Annotated in this window: 16 protein-coding genes and 1 pseudogene; 15 read left to right on the forward strand and 2 right to left on the reverse strand. The window is 43.6% G+C overall.

Going from position 1 to position 17,691, the window contains the following annotated elements; all coding sequences use genetic code 11:
• Window positions 1–473: 473 nt before the first annotated feature.
• Both ACYTXL_RS25100 and ACYTXL_RS25105 read left to right on the forward strand, forming a co-directional pair.
• Window positions 474–2,168 (forward strand): alpha/beta hydrolase, encoded by a 1,695-nt coding sequence (locus tag ACYTXL_RS25100; protein ID WP_461927069.1) that lies wholly within the window; start codon window positions 474–476, stop codon window positions 2,166–2,168.
• 315 nt (window positions 2,169–2,483) lie between these two features.
• The gene (locus ACYTXL_RS25105) at window positions 2,484–3,797 is read left to right on the forward strand and encodes a hypothetical protein (RefSeq protein ID WP_461927070.1); all 1,314 of its coding nucleotides are present in this window, start codon (window positions 2,484–2,486) and stop codon (window positions 3,795–3,797) included.
• Between the two features lie 78 nt (window positions 3,798–3,875).
• On the opposite strand, the pseudogene ACYTXL_RS25110 reads toward ACYTXL_RS25105, so the two are convergent.
• A pseudogene (locus ACYTXL_RS25110) lies at window positions 3,876–3,986 on the reverse strand (hypothetical protein); the annotation flags it as partial.
• An 8-nt stretch (window positions 3,987–3,994) separates the two neighbouring features.
• On the opposite strand from ACYTXL_RS25110, the gene glgX reads away from it, so the two are divergent.
• A complete protein-coding gene (glgX, locus tag ACYTXL_RS25115; RefSeq protein ID WP_461927071.1) occupies window positions 3,995–6,160 on the forward strand; it encodes a glycogen debranching protein GlgX in 2,166 nt (721 codons plus the stop codon).
• 441 nt (window positions 6,161–6,601) lie between these two features.
• Here the strand turns inward: glgX and ACYTXL_RS25120 are convergent, their stop codons facing one another.
• A complete protein-coding gene (locus ACYTXL_RS25120; RefSeq protein ID WP_461927072.1) occupies window positions 6,602–6,733 on the reverse strand; it encodes a hypothetical protein in 132 nt (43 codons plus the stop codon).
• Between the two features lie 134 nt (window positions 6,734–6,867).
• On the opposite strand from ACYTXL_RS25120, the gene ACYTXL_RS25125 reads away from it, so the two are divergent.
• The 12 genes from ACYTXL_RS25125 to ACYTXL_RS25180 all read left to right on the forward strand — a co-directional run bounded on the left by ACYTXL_RS25125 (window position 6,868) and on the right by ACYTXL_RS25180 (window position 17,688).
• Complete coding sequence (locus ACYTXL_RS25125) at window positions 6,868–7,089, forward strand: hypothetical protein (RefSeq protein WP_461927073.1); 222 nt, start codon at window positions 6,868–6,870, stop codon at window positions 7,087–7,089.
• 57 nt (window positions 7,090–7,146) lie between these two features.
• Window positions 7,147–8,685, forward strand: coding sequence for a phytoene desaturase family protein (locus tag ACYTXL_RS25130; protein ID WP_461927074.1), 1,539 nt, complete (start codon window positions 7,147–7,149; stop codon window positions 8,683–8,685).
• 186 nt (window positions 8,686–8,871) lie between these two features.
• Window positions 8,872–10,155, forward strand: a complete 1,284-nt coding sequence (locus ACYTXL_RS25135; RefSeq protein ID WP_461927075.1) for an FAD-dependent oxidoreductase — start codon at window positions 8,872–8,874, stop codon at window positions 10,153–10,155.
• 504 nt (window positions 10,156–10,659) lie between these two features.
• Complete coding sequence (locus ACYTXL_RS25140; protein WP_461927076.1) at window positions 10,660–10,965, forward strand: N-ATPase subunit AtpR; 306 nt, start codon at window positions 10,660–10,662, stop codon at window positions 10,963–10,965.
• Window positions 10,955–11,638: a F0F1 ATP synthase subunit A gene (locus tag ACYTXL_RS25145; protein ID WP_461927077.1), complete on the forward strand. Its 684-nt coding sequence runs from the start codon at window positions 10,955–10,957 to the stop codon at window positions 11,636–11,638. Before ACYTXL_RS25140 ends, ACYTXL_RS25145 begins: the two co-directional genes overlap by 11 nt.
• Window positions 11,625–11,933 (forward strand): F0F1 ATP synthase subunit C, encoded by a 309-nt coding sequence (locus ACYTXL_RS25150; protein ID WP_461927078.1) that lies wholly within the window; start codon window positions 11,625–11,627, stop codon window positions 11,931–11,933. The genes ACYTXL_RS25145 and ACYTXL_RS25150 overlap by 14 nt, the downstream gene beginning before the upstream one ends.
• A 4-nt stretch (window positions 11,934–11,937) precedes the next feature.
• Entirely contained in the window at window positions 11,938–12,798 is an 861-nt protein-coding gene (locus ACYTXL_RS25155) for a F0F1 ATP synthase subunit B family protein (protein ID WP_461927079.1), read from the forward strand.
• Window position 12,799: 1 nt separating this feature from the next.
• A complete protein-coding gene (locus ACYTXL_RS25160; protein WP_461927080.1) occupies window positions 12,800–14,410 on the forward strand; it encodes an alternate F1F0 ATPase, F1 subunit alpha in 1,611 nt (536 codons plus the stop codon).
• A gap of 2 nt (window positions 14,411–14,412) precedes the next feature.
• Window positions 14,413–15,327, forward strand: a complete 915-nt coding sequence (locus ACYTXL_RS25165; protein ID WP_461927081.1) for a F0F1 ATP synthase subunit gamma — start codon at window positions 14,413–14,415, stop codon at window positions 15,325–15,327.
• Window positions 15,328–15,485: 158 nt separating this feature from the next.
• Complete coding sequence (gene atpD / locus ACYTXL_RS25170) at window positions 15,486–16,904, forward strand: F0F1 ATP synthase subunit beta (RefSeq protein ID WP_461927082.1); 1,419 nt, start codon at window positions 15,486–15,488, stop codon at window positions 16,902–16,904.
• Entirely contained in the window at window positions 16,901–17,311 is a 411-nt protein-coding gene (locus ACYTXL_RS25175) for a F0F1 ATP synthase subunit epsilon (protein WP_461927083.1), read from the forward strand. The genes atpD and ACYTXL_RS25175 overlap by 4 nt, the downstream gene beginning before the upstream one ends.
• Window positions 17,308–17,688, forward strand: a complete 381-nt coding sequence (locus ACYTXL_RS25180) for an AtpZ/AtpI family protein (RefSeq protein WP_461927084.1) — start codon at window positions 17,308–17,310, stop codon at window positions 17,686–17,688. Before ACYTXL_RS25175 ends, ACYTXL_RS25180 begins: the two co-directional genes overlap by 4 nt.
• The last annotated feature ends 3 nt before the right edge of the window (window positions 17,689–17,691 follow it).

Consider the following 17,691-nt stretch of genomic DNA (forward strand, 5'->3'; position numbering starts at 1 on the left):
GTTTGTGTTAATTGGCGCTTTCGTATAGATGATGCGAGAATTAAACTTTCACGAATCTATCCAACCCATCAAAACTAATGACATGAACTACTAGTATTCTGTCAAATTCATTTTGACGGGTTGGTAGTGTGAGCGTCTCGCTCACGACGCGAGCAAGATGCTCGCACTACCCATCAATTTAAGCTTGACAGACTACTAGTTTGTTTCTTGAAAGCGATTAGGATGCGATCGCTCTCAAGCTTGACTTCCACATTTCTATACAAGTACGCTCTCTAAGAGACGCTCTTGCTAGCTTGGTTCTCCGCAGGAGTACGCGGACTCGTTGGCGGCAGCCTAAGAAGAGAAGACGCTGCGCTATCGTCTAATCCAAAATCTAAAATTGAAGCGGGGCGGGGCATGTATCAAAAAACTTTTTTAATCCAAAATCCAAAATCTAAAATTGGCAGGGTCAAATTACTCATTTACACGATGCTATGAAACTTAAAATTCGTTCTTGGGTCGGTACCACTATCGGGCTGTTGAGTATGGGAATGATGCCAGCTCTCGGTGCTGAACAAATAAAATTTTCTTACAGTCTTTTAGAATTTTCTCTTCCTCTTACTGATTTAAAAACTTATGCTCAAAAAGGTAAAATTAGCAGTCAACTAGCATCATATACAAAGCACCTCAAACCAGAGGATGTTGCTCAACTGCGTCAGGTTTTGACTGAAAAACAAAAATTAAGTCCCGTAGCAGTCTCTCAATTTCTTTATTCAGAAATTGGAGAATCGATGTTAAAGTCTGCGGGTGAATTGATTCAAACAGATTCAGGACAAAACGGTTTTTATGCAATTCGTGCAGCGTTGATTTTAGCTGCGGCTGATCCAGGGGGATTAACACTACTGAATACGATGCGCTACTTCCCTTCACAGAATATTCGGATTAACACTGAAAATCTTTTGGCACTGATGAGTCAACTCTCCACTCTGAAAAAGGAGACAAATCAAGCTCTCTCTGTAATTGATCAACAGTCTACTACAGAAGCATCGACTGAACCACCTGTAAATATCTCAAAATTACCGGAGTTATACAACAAGTCAGGGCCGTTTTCTTGGCAGAAGAGAGCGATCGCGTTTGTGGATACTAATCGTAAATCTCTGACTGGAAGCATTGAAACTAGAGTCATTCAAACCGATATCTATTTACCTCAAAGTCAAACACCTGCACCAGTTGTAGTCATTTCTCATGGACTAGGTTCTGATCGCGATAGCTTTGCTTACCTGGCAGAAAATTTAGCATCCTATGGATTTGCAGTTGTTGTTCCTGACCATCCTGGTAGTGATTCTCTGCAAATGGAAGCACTACTCACAGGGAAAAGCCAACAAGTATTTGCAGACACAGATTTGATTGACCGACCTTTAGACGTAACTTTTGTGCTTAATCAATTAGAGCAGCGTTCAACATCTGATCCCTGGCTACAAGGAAAAATTAACGTTCAACAAGTCGGTGTGATTGGACAATCTTTTGGTGGTTACACAGGCTTAGTTTTAGCTGGCGCACGCATCAATATTAATCAGTTGCACAAAGATTGTAAATCTGAATCTGATTCGGTCAATGTTTCGTTGTTGTTGCAGTGTCGTGCTTTAGCACTGGGAAAAAATTCTCCTGATTATGAACAGATACAACAAAACTTAAGCAACCTAGATTTACGCGATCGCCGAGTCAAAGCTGTGATTGCTCTCAATCCAGTCACGAGTAGTCTTCTTGGGCAAGCAGGTCTGAGCCGAATCGAAATTCCCGTAGTCATTGCTGGTGGAGCCTCAGACACGTTTACTCCCGTCTTGTTGGAACAAATACAAGCATTTTCCTGGTTGACTACCAAAGAAAAGTATTTGGGTATTGGTGACAAAGGAACTCATACTGATTTGATTGCTGGTGTGAGTAGCGTAGTTTTACCATCTTCTAATCGTTTCTCTGCTTTCTCTGGACGTGACCCAGAATTGGGACGCATTCATTTTCAGGCTTTTAGTACAGCTTTCATGAAAGTATATCTTGCTCACCAGACTGAATATCGTCCTTTTCTGAGTATATCTTATATGAAAAACTCAAATCGGGATGAACCAGTTAAGGTCTATTTCGTCAAGTCGCTACCACCAGGATTTCCCCAAGAATTAATTCGTAAAAAATGAGAATTAAATAATTAAGTATTCTTTCTTTTTACTTTTTACCAAATTCGGTGGGTTTAAGTCCCCCGGTTCAAAAAATAAGCAAGTATGTAAGTCTTGTTCTCTCTTACAAAGTTCAGAGCGGAAGAAACCTCCGCTCTGACTTTGGGCTAAATCCCCGTTACAAAACTGTACTTCCGTTAGCGTCACGCAAAGCGAGTCCGCGTACTCTGTAAGAGTTGCAAGCTACGCTTTTAGCGTCTCGTAGAGAGCGTCCTTCCGACTTATTTAATTTTTAATTTTGCCTTGTTGTACTAGATAGAATTTCAACCTAAACAGATGAATTTCAATCCACTCAATCTTAATCAATGGAATCAATGGTTGAATCGTAGGCAGCTTCAGGTTCTAGAAGCATCTTATAAAGCGGCGCAGAATATTAAAGCGCTGGAAGACAAATATTTTAATGGTGCCAAGATTACCTATGCACCCAATCAAGCCAAAACCCTGGTGGAGTACGTGCAGAGTTTACGCGATCGCCAACTGTTCATTGTCCGAAGCAACTTAGTGCAGTTTCGCCTCAACAGTTTTTTGTTAAATCGCCAGCTGCATGACCCAGAGATTGATTTAGCTCAACCAGAATCGCTCACGAATGAACCGATTGTAGATAGCGATGCAGTTGTATCGTCGAAGTTGAATTTTATTGATGTCGTTATCAGTAAATATCGAGAGCCGGAAGAGGAATTAAAACACTTGGCGCTTGATTTAAAGAACAGCGTTCCGATTCCTACAGCTTTAAATGTTGCTCAGGAACCCAGCAAATCAGCAAACATTGATGCTGCAAGAATTACCAACCAAAATAATCCATTAAAGCGAAATCGAAGGGGATTTTTTCAAGGAGGATTTTCCCTCGGCAGAGAACTCGATCCCAAGTATGAGCAGCAGGTAGTTCAAGAAATCCGGCTGCGACGTAAGCTGGACAAACTGGCGATTCGTTGGCTCCTGATTCTGTTGCTAGTGCCAGTGTTGATCCAAATTCTGACTAAAAACTTGGTTTTTGATCCTCTGCTGGGAAGTTACAGCGAAAAAAATCCGACGAAAATTGAATTAAGTCACGAAATTAAGGAAAAGTATGGAGCCGAATTTAACGCATTTAAAGATGAGCTAGAAGTTCAAGAGTTGCTGGGACTTGTTCCAGAGTTGTCAGTAACAGAACGGCGAGAGCTAGTTCAGGAGAAAGTCACTGAACTCTGGCGCGAATCCCGCAAACAAACTCTAAATGGACTGAAGAACTTGATAGCAGATGGGGTAGCGATCGTTGTGTTTGCTGGCATCGTCTACTTCAATCGCAACAAGTTGGCTAACATTCGCAATTTTTCTAATCGCACCTTCCTGAGCTTGAGCGATCCAGTCAAAGTATTTATTTTTATCCTGATAACAGATATGTTTGTGGGCTTTCACTCGGCTGAGGGTTGGGAAGTGCTGCTAGAAGGCATAGGGCAGCACTTTGGATTACCCGAAAGCAAAGTGGTCATCCATACATTCATTGCCACAGTTCCGGTGATGATCGATTCTGTCATCAAATTTTGGATCTCTACCTATTTCACGCAATTCTCGGCTGCCGGTTCTGCTATTTATGAACGAATGAATACTTAGGGGGTGTTTATAGAACCCATTTGATTCTTTATTGAAAGTGACATCTAATGTCCAATGAACAGAATTTTCAATACCCCAGTGCTGTCGAATTGCACTACCAATTTTGTTAGCATCACTGGCAAGACTAGTAATGTAAAATTGCACCTCCAGGGTAGTCTGATTCCAATGCTGAATCGAACGCACTACCATCACTACTGTTGTCAGACCAGCCCGCAAATCTTGTTCATGAAGTGCAGGAAGTTGTGACACTGGCACGGTGTAAACCAATGATTTTTGTGTCCATTATTACCAAAATGCTTCCTGATATTTTACCAGGTCAACCTTTTCCAATTGGCGCTACATTTACCCCTAATGGTGTCAATTTTTCGGTATTCTCTAAAAGCTGCACTGGACTGGAATTATTGCTCTTTGATGAGCCGAATTCACCCCAACCCAGCCGTGTAATTCAGCTACACAAAAAGCATAATAAAACCTTCTACTATTGGCATATCTTGGTATCAAATATTGCTGCTGGGCAGGTTTATGCTTATCGGGCGGATGGACTTTATGCACCAGATCAAGGACTAAGGTTTGATAGCAGTAAGGTATTACTTGATCCCTATGCGCGAGCAGTAGTAGGTTGGGATAATTATAGTCGTGAAGCTGCTAGCTGTTTTGGTAAGGATAATTGCGCCCAAGCGCTACGGGCTGTGGTAGCAGATGATCCCAAAACCTACGACTGGGAGGGGGATCTTCCCCTACGGACTCCTTATGCGACAACAGTCATTTATGAACTGCACATAGATGGTTTTACTCGTCATCCATCTTCTGGTGTGTCTCCCGAAAAACGCGGTAAGTATGCAGGACTCATTGAGAAAATTCCTTATTTGCAGGAATTAGGAATAACCGCAGTTGAATTGCTACCAATTCATCAGTTTGATCCTAATGATGCACGTCCTAGTCACAACAACTACTGGGGCTACAGTACGATCAGCTTCTTTGCACCTCACAGCCATTATAGTTCCCGTAGCGATCGCTTAGATCCCATAAATGAATTTCGTGATCTGGTCAAAGCCCTTCACCGCGCCGGGATTGAGGTAATTTTAGATGTTGTCTTTAATCACACGGCTGAAGGTAATCACAATGGGCCAACATTGTCATTTAAGGGATTAGACAACCAAGCTTACTACCTTCTGGAACCAAACCAAGCTGAATATAGTAATTACAGTGGTTGCGGTAATACTTTGAAAGCGAATCATCCGATGGTTACACGGATGATTTTAGATAGTTTATACTACTGGGTAACAGAAATGCACGTAGACGGGTTCCGTTTTGATTTAGCATCTGTCTTATCTCGGAGCAAATTAGGTGAGCCTTTTGCCGATCCACCTGTTCTCTGGGCGATCGAAACAGACCCAGTTTTGGCGGGAACAAAGGTAATTGCTGAAGCCTGGGATGGGTCTGGACTATACCAAGTAGGAAAGTTTGTCGGAGGAAGCCTACGCTTTGCTGAATGGAATGGCCCCTACCGCGATGATGTGCGCTGTTTTGTGAAAAGCGATCGCGGTATAGTGAGTCGATTAGCTGCTCGTGTCATGGCTAGCCCAGATATCTACTTGCGACCAGACTACGAACCAAATCATAGTATTAACTTTATTACCTGTCACGATGGTTTCACCTTAAATGATTTAGTTTCTTACAACTACAAGTACAACGAAGCCAATGGGGAAAATAACAGTGACGGCACAAACGACAACAATAGTTGGAATTGTGGTGTAGAGGGAGTTACGGACGATGCAGAAATCGAAATACTGCGCTTGCGACAAATCAAAAACTTCTTCACCATCCTTTTATGTTCCCAAGGAACGCCGATGTTGCTTATGGGAGATGAAATTAGGCGATCGCAAAGGGGGAATAACAATGGTTACTGCCAAGATAATGAACTGAGTTGGTTTGACTGGAGCAGTATCGAAAAACACAAGGATTTATTGCGATTTGTCCGAGGACTAATTCAGTTTATCCAATCCTTAAGAATCTTTCGGCAAAAAAAACTTCTCAGTGTTACTCATGGCTCTCATCGGCCAAACATCATCTGGCATGGCACGAAACTAGAGCAGCCTGATTGGGGGAATGATTCTCGTAGTCTGGCATTCACGCTCCGTCACCCCAAATTTAACGAGCATCTATATATTATCCTCAATGCTTATTGGCAGCCGTTGACATTTGAACTACCACTTTTGGGTAGTGGAGAAGGCTGGCATCAAATTGTAGATACTGCTTTGCCATCTCCTCAAGATTTCTCCGATTTGAAAACTGCGCCCTTAATTGCATCTCAAGAATATCTTGCTGGGGGGCGATCAGTTGTCGTGCTGATGGCACGTTAGCGTACCACTCCCGTTTTCTAAACGGGCATTTCCTGATAGCAGTAACTACAGCGCCAGTAAAGTTTTCCCAAACGCACATGACGGAGTAAAACGTCTGAACAGTTAGGGCAAAAATGCTTACTCATCATCGATTGACTGATTGTTGTAGATATACTCAATTTGCGAGGACTCGTTAATAAAACTTTATTAAGCATATATTTCACTAAACTTTGTCAATTTGTTGATAAAGATTAGTATGACACTCTCATGTTAGAAATCATGTTTAACCGAGCGTTTGATTGGTGTATAAGTTGTACAAGTTTTACTAAGATATTTTATTTTTAACCTTTATTTAATAACTTTTGAGCGTTTATCTCCCGTATGGTGTAATTCCATTTAAAAAATATTTACAACATATAAATTGGCTGTAGTAGAAGTATATATTGCCTGGTTCCCACCTAATTAGATAACGTTACCGCAACCACTGTAATTACTATATTCAGCTTGGTTTGCTTCCAGAAGGTAGTAAGCTTGGTTGTCTAATCTCTTAAATGACAATGTTGGCCCATCCTGACTACCTTCTGCCTTCTTCACTTGATTTTAATGATTTTTTTCCTGGATGATAAATTCGGGTTTAGTAAGGGTTGAAATTGTGTGTGAGTTGTATAAGTTCTAATAAAACATTCAAAAGGTAGAGGTTATATTGAGCAACTTTTGTAACTATTCAATTGATAGCAAAAGAAACCCAAGCTGAGATTAAATTGAAACTTGAGGAGGTGAAGACAAAGCTAGAAGCTAGCAGTGGTTTAGGTGAGGTGACTGCGAAGCGACTTGCTGCTCAGATGGCAGTCTATGAATTCCTAAGTATTGATCGCCAAATCCCACCTATCTCGCCTCATGACAAGTCACTGCAAGTCGAGTTTAAGGCTTTAGTCAAAGCGTTTAAGTAAGTTTTGGCTTCACCAACGGGACAGAACTCAGATGTTTATTATTCGAGGAACTCTCTTATGAAACCGGACTACCTGATTGTCGGTAGTGGTTTATCAGCATTAGTCTTTGGCGCTTTGATGGCGAACTCTGGCAAGACTGTGCAAATTCTCGAAGCCCATGAGCATCCTGGAGGCTTTGGGCATACGTTTACGATGGCTAAAAAGTATACGTTTAACGCTCAATTTCACTATGTTTGGGACTGCGGGGAAGGGCAAACTGTCAATCAGGTACTCAAAAAATTAGGATTAGAGCGAGAAGTAACTTTTGAACGTTATGACTCGGAAGGCTTTGATCATATGCGAATGCCAGGGCATAGGTTGGATATTCCCTCGGAGCCAGAGGAACTAATCCAGCGATTGTCTAATCTGTTTCCTGCTCATGGCGATCGCATTTATAAATTCGTCAACGAAGTGGAAAAGACTCGTGTAGGCTTGAAAAGACTCTCTCCACCGATCAAGCCAATTGAACTGCTAAAACATCCAAATGAGGTATTCTCTACCATCCAGTATCTCAACAGCACACTTCAGGATGTATTTGACAAGTTTCAGCTACCTCAAGCCGCTCAAACTCTATTAGCCCTGCAATGGCCTGATTTTTTGTTGCCTCCAAATCAACTCTCCTTTTATGCTTGGGTTATATTGTTCCGAGGCTATCAAGCAGGCGCATTTTACCCAACCCAGCATTTTGAACATGTGATTAATTCGTTGGTTAATGTCATCGAATCACATGGGGGACAGGTATTGCTCAACCATGAAATTACGAATTTTAGAGTCACAGACAAAACAGTTACGGGAGTTCAGGCGATGGATCTGACCAGCCATCAAACCCATGAATTTACAAGCGACACCGTAATTTGCAATATTGACCCCAAAAAAGCCGCCAAGATGATCGGGGAATCGCAGTTTTCTAAAAGTGTACGTCGAAAACTCAACTATGAATATTCGGCATCTAACTACATGGCTTATTGCGTCGTCAAAGATATCGACCTCCGAGAATATGGATTTGGCAAGTGGAATCTCTTTCATACAGGGCATCACGATCTAAATGAAGCCTTCGCGCAGATGTACGATCGCAATGACTTTTCTAATCCTAGTTTTGCCATCACAACGCCTACTTTATTGACTAAAGCGAGTCGGGATTGCCCAGAAGACTGCCAGATTGTGGAATTCCTTACCGTTGCTAATTACAACTACTTCCAGGAATTACGGGAGGGCGACCGCAAAGCTTACAACCAGAAAAAGCAAGAAATTTTAGACTCCATCCTTGATGTTGTGGAAAAACACTATGTACCGAATTTTAGAAAACACATGGTCTTCCATATCACGGGTAGCCCTACTACCAATGAGCGTTTTTGCTGGTGTCCCAATGGGAATTCCTACGGCTCCAGTTTGACACCGCACAATATGGGTATGGGGCGACTGAATCACGAAACCTCACTCAAGCATTTCTATTTCTGCAATGCCTCATCTGGCTATCCGGGCTTTGCTGCGACATTTTGGACAGGCGCACTGCTGTATCAACGGTTATCAGGTGACGTGATTTTAAGCAACAGCTAAACAGGCGATGTCTACAACGGGCTATGACGCTCGCGAACTCGCTAACGGTGACGCACTTTATCTATTTCATTAACCAACTCTGAGGGTTCAAGTTTCATAGCAACTAACAAGCAGCAAGTTTTGCAACAGGGATTTAGACCCCGCTACAAAAGTTAATTACGAATTATTTTAATTGAGAGGTCAATCATGAGAATCGCGATCGTTGGGGGGGGAGCTAGTGGCATGGTGACAGCTTACCTACTCGATAAACAAGGGCATCATGTCACTGTGTTTGAACGGCTACCTACTTTAGGTGGACATATTCGGACACTGAACAAGAACGTTCAGCCGAATCAAGCCGATTGTCAGGAAATTTTGGAAAATGGAGTACTCGAATTTCCGACTGTGTTTCACAACTTCATCGCCCTTATGGAAGAACTAGGGGTGGAACTAGAACCCGTCAAGATGGGTTCAGCGATGTTGTTCAAAAATGGCAGCCACTTTCTATCGGGAGTCACAATCCAGAAGAACTTCACAGGTATCCACCGCCTGATTGAATATTTACGCCTCGATACCCTCTATGCCCGTTCTGCTGGATTATGGTTAAGAATACAATTTGCTCTCGTGCAAGATTTTTACAATCAGCCTTTGTCGCAATACTTGAAACGCGCCTTTACTGGCAATACTTGGCTAAAATTGCTAGTCATGTATAGCTATTCAATGCCGTTGGAACTAATTGATGATTTTCCGGCAGAATTGGCAATGCCTGTTTTACGCAACGATGTCGCAGTCCAGTGGCTCAGGGTTAAAGGCGGTGTGTATTCTTACATTGAAAAAATCCTGGCGCGATTCCAGGGTGAGGTTTTGCTGAATGCAGATATTGACCAGATTTCCAGAAGTTTGGATGCTGTGAAAATTGTGCGAAGGACAGGTGAAATTCAGGAGTTTGATAAAGTCGTGTTTGCTACGCCACCCGACCAAGTGATGGCGCTGTTAGCAGATCCAACAGATGCCGAAATCAAACGGTTTTCTGCTTGGAAAGCCAATTATGCCACCACCTTACTTCATACAGATAGTTCCATATACAACCGCTATGGCATTAAACAACCCTCAGAATTTGATTTTTTTCAGGCAAAAAGCCGATGGGGTTATAACAGTTGCCTGAATCAGATTTGTGACATCTCATCGCCACCAAATTATTTTCTATCGTTCCAACTAGAGGAGTTAATTGCTAGCGATCGCATTATTCACATTCAAAAACATCACACTCCGTTGTATACCACTGAATCTTTTCAATATCGAGATGAAGTAGTTGCCACTAATGGCGAGAACAACACTTACCATGCGGGAGCCTACCTTGGTGATGGCTTGCATGAAGGAGCGATCACTTCTGCCTTTCGAGTCGCTCAACTGATTGGGTTAAGCCAAAGCTCGATTGATATTACAAATCATAAATCATTAAGTAGGAAGGCGCAATTAAATATAAGATAAAACCTCACCCTCAATCCCTCTCCGTGAGTTCGGAGAGGGAAGCCGGAGGCAGAGTAAGGTTTTATATTTAATTGAACAAGCACTTGATTGCTCTGACTACTGTCCCTTAAGTGAGAATTTAGAATCAAGCCGATTTTATTAGTAAATATAGCTTATAAGCTAACATGACGAACATTTTACCTGAGCGTAACGATTTGAAAGTTTTTAGTACAAACAATACAATTTATACGCTAATCAAACGCTTGGTTAAACATGAGTTCTAAGAGAAATGTGTCAGACTAATTAATGGCGATCGCAAGATGGCTAAAACGAGTTACCCAAATAAATAGTTAGCCCAGTGATCCAGTTACTCTCACACTGGGAGCTTATTACCTGGATGATTGAGGCGGTGGTCATTGGTTAATGTTTATTTTGTGTTTAAAAAACGTTTCTTTCAGTAACCAATACTCATTACCAAATACATTCCAATATTAGAGTCTGAAAAAGCCTCTTAGGAGATTTAAGATGAACAGCCTCTGGTTTTTACCTATTACTTTAGTGTTAGGAGTTTTGCTGGGAAATCTCTACTTTCGTGGCTTGTGGATGACGGTGCAGAAATTACCTACAGCCCAAAACCCAATTCTATTAACGTTAGGCAGCTTTTTTGGACGGCTAGCGATCGCAATTACAGTATTTGCTTTAGTGCTAGCGATCGCTCAAGAGTCAGTACTTTGGCATCTGCTCGTTTGCTTAGGCGCGTTCATTTGGGTACGCAATCGCACCATTGAAAAGTTGCAGCCGAAATGGACAAGGAGACTCAATGCACATTAGTCTTAGTCCAGATGAGATCGTGTTTTGGCAGTGGAGATTTGTGTCGATCAATGCCACTTTGGTCTTTACATGGATGATCATGCTACTGTTGGGCATCGGTGCTTGGTTGGTAACGCGCAAACTCTCCACTGATACGCAGCTATCCCACTGGCAAAATCTGCTGGAAGTCTTAGTTGTCAACTTACGCGATCAAATTCAGCAAACCAGTGGACAAAATCCCGATCGCTATTTGCCCTTTGTCGGCACCCTATTTGTTTTTATTGCCACCTCCAATCTATTAGCGATCGTTCCTGGCTATGACCCGCCCACTGCTTCACTATCCACCACTGCCGCCCTCGCTATCTGTGTATTCTTTGCCGTCCCCGTTTTTGGTATCCGTCAGCAAGGAATCTGGAAATATCTGCACCATTACCTAGAACCGACTCCTATCCTATTTCCCTTTTATATAATTAGCGAACTCTCACGGACTTTAGCTTTAGCAGTGCGTTTGTTTGGGAATGTGATGAGTGACGGGATGATTGCGGCGATTTTAATCTCGATTGCGCCATTCTTCTTTCCAGCCATTATGCAGGCTTTAGGCTTGTTGACAGGCTTAATTCAGGCATATATTTTTGCAATTTTAGCAGTTGTTTATATTGGTTCTACGAGTAACGAAGACAATGGCTCAAAATGAATCGCTATCACTTTTACTGGGAATTATTGGCCCCGTGTCAATCTTAACGGCGGGTCTGACGATGGCCATCGGCTCCATCGCCCCAGCCCTCGGCGAAGGTAAAACCGTTGCCCAGGCACTTAGTTCCATCGCCCAACAACCCGATGAAGCAAATACAATTACCCGCACCTTATTTGTCGGATTAGCATTTATTGAATCCATCGCCATTTATTGCTTTGTAATCGCGCTAATTTTGCTATTTGCCAATCCATTTTGGAACTATGTAGTCGGTGCGCTCGCCAAAGCAGGAGGCTGATCAAGTGGAGATTAACTGGTTTACCTTCTTCGCGCAAATCCTCAACTTTTTTGTGTTGATATTTGTGCTGCAACGCTTCCTATATAAACCGATTACCAAGGCAATGGCACGCCGCGAGAAAACGATCCGCGATCGCTTATCGTCGGCATCTCAACAAAAAGAAGAAGCTGAACAGGAGGTTAAGCATTATGAGGAAATGCAGCAGAAATTCACCGACGAAAAGACAGAATTGCTCACTCAAGTAAAATTAGAAGTGGAGCAAACCCGCCAACGCTTGTTGAAAGAAATGCAGGAATCAGTGGCGACAGAGCGATCGCAATGGCAAACCAGTTTGCAACGCCAAAAAGATGCTTTTTTGCGCGAGGTGGGCGATGCCAAAGGCGGGCTTCGCCTACGCACCATGCAGGAATTACAGGCAACTGTGCGGCGGATATTGACAGACTTGGCAGAGTCAGAACTAGAAACGCAGATTGCTAGGGTGTTTTTGCAGAAGTTGCGCGATCTCACTGAGCCAGAGCGGGCTGAATTGGTGACGACTTTAACAGCTTCGACAAAAGATAGCATTCCGTTGACGTTGGTTAGTACGTTCACCCTACCGACGGATATTTGTACAGCGATCGCTACGGTTTTGCAAGACTACTTTAAGGCGGTGGGTTCAGGCAAAATCGAATCGAGTTATGAAATTGCAGGCAAAATCGAACCGACTTATGAAATTGAATCTAGTCTGATTTGTGGGATCGAACTGCGCGGCACAGGCTACAAACTAGCGTGGAGTATGGATACTTACTTAGATAGCATCACCGAAAATTTGGTTACGGTTTTTGCAGAAGAAGCGGGAACAAATCAGAACTCAGAGGACGCATGATGTGAAGAAGGAAGAAGGTTTACAGACAGTTTTAGAAAATACTTTTGCACTTTATACTCAAGCTCTCAATCAGCATGAAGCAAAATTGCGATCTACTGAGATTGGGATTGTTCAATCGATTGGGCAAGGAATTGCCAAAATCATCGGTTTGCCCAATGTGCAGTCAGAGGAAATTGTCCGTTTTACTGGCGGTAGTCTGGGGCTGGTGTTTAACCTCGATCCCGAAGAAGTTGGCGTAGTTTTGCTTGATTCTAGCGATCAACTCCAGTCAGGTAGCCAAGTGCAGCGCACTGGTAAAGTACTTGATGTCCCTGTGGGTGACACACTACTAGGAAGAGTGATCGATCCTCTTGGTCGCCCCCTCGACGGCAAAGGCATAGTGCGAACTTCAGAACGCCGTCCCGCCGAACGTAATGCCCCAGCGATCATGGATCGTGCGCCCGTGAATGTGCCTTTGCAAACGGGAATTAAAGCGATCGATGCCCTGATTCCCATTGGACGCGGACAGAGAGAATTAATTTTAGGCGATCGCCAAACGGGTAAAAGCGGTCTTGCCCTTGATACGATCATCAATCAAAAAGGTAAAAATATTCTCTGTATCTATTGCGCCATCGGACAGCGTAGTGCAGCTGTTGCCAAGGTAATTGCTGACCTCGAAGAACAGGGCGCAATGCCATACACGACAGTTGTCATGGCAGCAGGAGAAGAACCGCCGGGCTTACAATATGTCGCTCCTTATGCCGCTACTGCGATGGCGGAATATTTTGCAGATCAAGGGCGTGATGTGCTTATCGTTTACGATGACCTCACTAACCATGCCCGCACCTATCGAGAAATATCTCTCTTAATGCGCCGCCCACCTGGACGCGAAGCTTATCCAGGGGATATTTTTTATATTCACTCGCGCTTACTGGAACGCTCTACGCATTTCAACGACAAACGAGGTGGTGGTTCCTTAACTGCGCTGCCAATTGTCGAAACAGAGGCTCAAAACATTGCTGCATATATCCCAACTAACCTCATTTCCATTACCGATGGACAGATTTATCTTTCACCAATCCTCTTTCAAAAGGGAGTATTGCCTGCGATCGATATCGGTAAATCGGTTTCGCGGGTGGGTGGTAAAACTCAACTTCCTGCTTATCGCGCTGTTTCAGGAGATTTACGTCTTTCCTATTCTCAATTTGAAGAACTAGAGGCTTTCTCTCGCTTTGGTACGCGCTTAGAAGAATCGACTCGGCTCACTTTAGAACGCGGACAACGGGTGCGCGAGATGCTCAAACAAAAGCAATATGCGCCAATGCCGGCTGCTGTGCAAATAGCTGTGATGCTTTCGGTGACAGCAGGCTTGCTCGATTCCGTTCCCATCGCTAAAATTGCCATTGCAGAGCAAGCGATCGCCCAAGCCATATCCACCCAGTTAGCCGATCTCTGCCTGCAAATCGAAAGCGGAGCCGTATTGACTGATAGCGATCGCGATGCCTTATTAAAGACTGCCAAAACTGCGATTGCGACAGTTGTAAAGGATACAACTGATACAAAAGAGCCAACTGATACAAAGGATTCAAAAGCTCCAGTTGATACAAAAGAGCCAAAGAATATAAAGGAGTAGCTATGTCATCTATTGAGCTTCTCCAACGCCAAATCCACACTGCACAAGAACTGCAAGCCGTGGTGAAAATGATGAAAGTATTAGCGGCGTTAAATATCCATCAGTATGAACAGGCGGTTACTTCCCTCGCTGAGTATAACCATACAATCGAAATGGGTTTGCATGTCGTGCTGAAGGCAACACATACCCATGACACGCATACCCAACAATCTTTTTCGACCTCCGATGTTGGTCGTTGCGGCGTGATTATCTTTGGCTCTGAGCAAGGGATGTGTGGTCAATTTAACGAACAGATTAGCCGTTATGCGATCGCGGAATTAAAGAAGTTGAATATCTCACCCGAACATCTGGCGATTTTTGCCGTCGGATCGAGAATTATTTCCCATTTAGAAACCGCAGGCTATGCGATCGAGCAAACTTTCCCTATGGCAGGTTCGCTAACTGAGATCACATCAATGGTTCAAGAAATTTTACTACACATTGCCGAATGGCGCGATCCCGGTTCGACTACGCTCACCGCTCGCCAGCAAATTGTCCAAATTTTCTTGTTTTACAACCACTTACATTCCAATACGTTATGCCAGCCGTACAAGCTGCAACTGTTGCCACTTGATCGCCAATGGCTACAACATATCGAAAACGAAACATGGGAATCGCGGACTCTACCAACTTTTACGATGCCGAGCGATACTTTGGTTGCGTCTCTATTACGACAATATTTCTTTATCTTGCTCTATCGTGCTTTTGGTGAATCCCTCGCCGGGGAAAATGCTAGCCGTCTTGCTTCTATGCAAGTTGCCGAGAAAAACATTGCAGAGCGGCTCACAGAGTTTACTGGTCAATTTCAGCAACAACGCCAAACTGCAATTACAGATGAATTACTAGAAATTACTTCAGCCTTTGAATTAAGCCATTAGATAATTCGTAATTCGTAATTCGTAATTCGTAATGGGAGCATCTCACTTTTATAAAAAGCCTTGTAAAACCTCGCCCCAACCCTCTCCTTAGTAAGGAGAGGGAGCAAGAATCTTGTTTCTCAGTTGGTATATTTACAAAATAGATAGGTCGATTTTAAATGGAATTAAATGTTAAATCATCAAATCATTCTCAAGAGCAAAATCTCGGTTCTGTCATCTCCGTGCGAAGCAGCATCATTGATATCCATTTTCCCAACCGGTTGCCAGATATACATACCCAGTTACAAGCAGGTAATATTGCGATCGAGGTGGTTTCACATCTGGGCGCTCAGGTGGTGCGGGGTGTGGCACTTGTCCCGACTGCCGGTGTCACACGCGGCGAGATTGTCATTGATACTCAGCACCCATTACAAGTTCCCGTAGGCGATCGCCTCTTAGGGAGAATGTTAAACCTATTTGGCGAAGCGATCGATGAGAAAGAAGCGATCACAGGTGGCGAATGGCGATCAATTCATGCCACGCCGATCGCCATGTCAGAGCGAGTTACCAAAGCCGAAATCCTCAAAACTGGGATCAAAGTGATCGATCTGCTCACACCTTTGGAACGAGGCGGCAAAACAGGTTTACTTGGCGGTGCAGGCGTTGGCAAAACGGTGCTAATTACGGAAATGATCCATAACATGGTCAAGCAGCACCAAGGCGTAAGTTTATTTTGTGGGATTGGCGAACGCTGCCGCGAAGGTCTGGATTTATATCAAGAAATGGCAGCAACGGGCGTTCTCCAAAATGCTGTCTTGGTCTTTGGACAGATGAATGAACCGCCCGGAGTCAGATTTTGGGCAGGACACGCGGCGCTGACAATGGCAGAATATTTTCGCGATCGCTCCCAAAAAGATGTATTGCTTTTGATCGATAATATCTTTCGCTTTATCCAAGCAGGTTCAGAAGTATCGGGACTGATGGGGATACTACCTTCGCGGGTGGGTTATCAACCAACCCTCGCCACCGAACTCGCTCAACTAGAAGAGCGCATTTGCAATACATCGGCAGGGGCGATTACTTCCATTCAAGCGGTTTATGTCCCTGCGGACGACTTCACCGATCCCTCTGCCGTCGCTGTGTTTTCGCATTTGTCAGCAGCAATTGTATTGTCACGCAAACGGGCGAGTGAAGGGCTTTATCCCGCCGTGGATTTGATGCAATCGAATTCCAAAATGCTGATGCCTCATATCGTTGGCGATCGCCATTATCAGATTGCTCAAGCAGTCCGCAAAACCATTACCACTTATGAGGAACTGAAAGATATTATCGCCATGTTGGGCTTAGAAGAATTATCGGTAGGCGATCGCCAAGTAGTATCCCAGGCCAGACGTTTAGAACGCTTTCTGACTCAACCTTTCTTTTCCACTGCCCAGTTTACAGGTTTGACAGGGAAATTAGTCGAATTAGACGATGTACTAGATGGATGTGAGCGCATTCTCAATGACGAGTTTTCTGAGACGCCAGAGCGATCGCTCTACATGATCGGCTCAATTAATGAAGTCGTAAAAGCACCAGAGGAGAGCAAAAAATCATGACCGATCCACCATCAGAAATGCGGCTCAAAGTTGTCTTACCCACCAAAATCCTGCTCGAAATAGCCGCGATTAAAGTGATTGTTGAAGCGGAGAATGGGATATTTTGCTTACTACCTCGCCATATAGATTTTGTGGCGACGCTGATACCGAGTTTGCTATCCTTCGTCTCACCGCAAGGACAAGAACAATTCTTTGCGATCGACCAAGGAATTTTGATAAAACATGGCGATGAGGTAATAGTTGCTACTCAAAACGCCGTCCAAGGTGGCGATTTGGGAATGTTGAAAAAAACTGTTGAGCAGCAGTTTCACTTAATCGATGAACGCGAAAAAACAGCACGTTCCGTTTTAGAAAAGCTAGAGATAAACACGATTCGGCACTTTATTGAGTTAGGTGAATATACATGAAAACTCCCTCCCGGAAGTCGCGATCGCAAATGCATCTCTTCGCTAAGGCGATCGCTAATAAAGAACGTCGCAAACTTTATGCTCGCCAAGCAAAACCTTATGGTGGCGTTTGGTTTGGTTTAGGTTTTGCAGGCTTGATCGGTTGGTCAGTCGTCGCACCAACTTTGTTAGCGATGGCACTAGGCATCTGGCTCGATTTCCGATTTCCTAGTCAGTTTTCATGGACATTAGCACTGATGCTAGCAGGTTTAACCATTGGTTGTTTAACTGCATGGGAATGGGTATCGAAGGAGCAGAAACGTATGGCAAGAACTCAACCACCCGATGATTTTCCCCCATCTTCAGCAGATTCTTCCAACCAAGAAGAAGGAGATTAACAA

The organism is Nostoc sp., assembly GCF_054880495.1.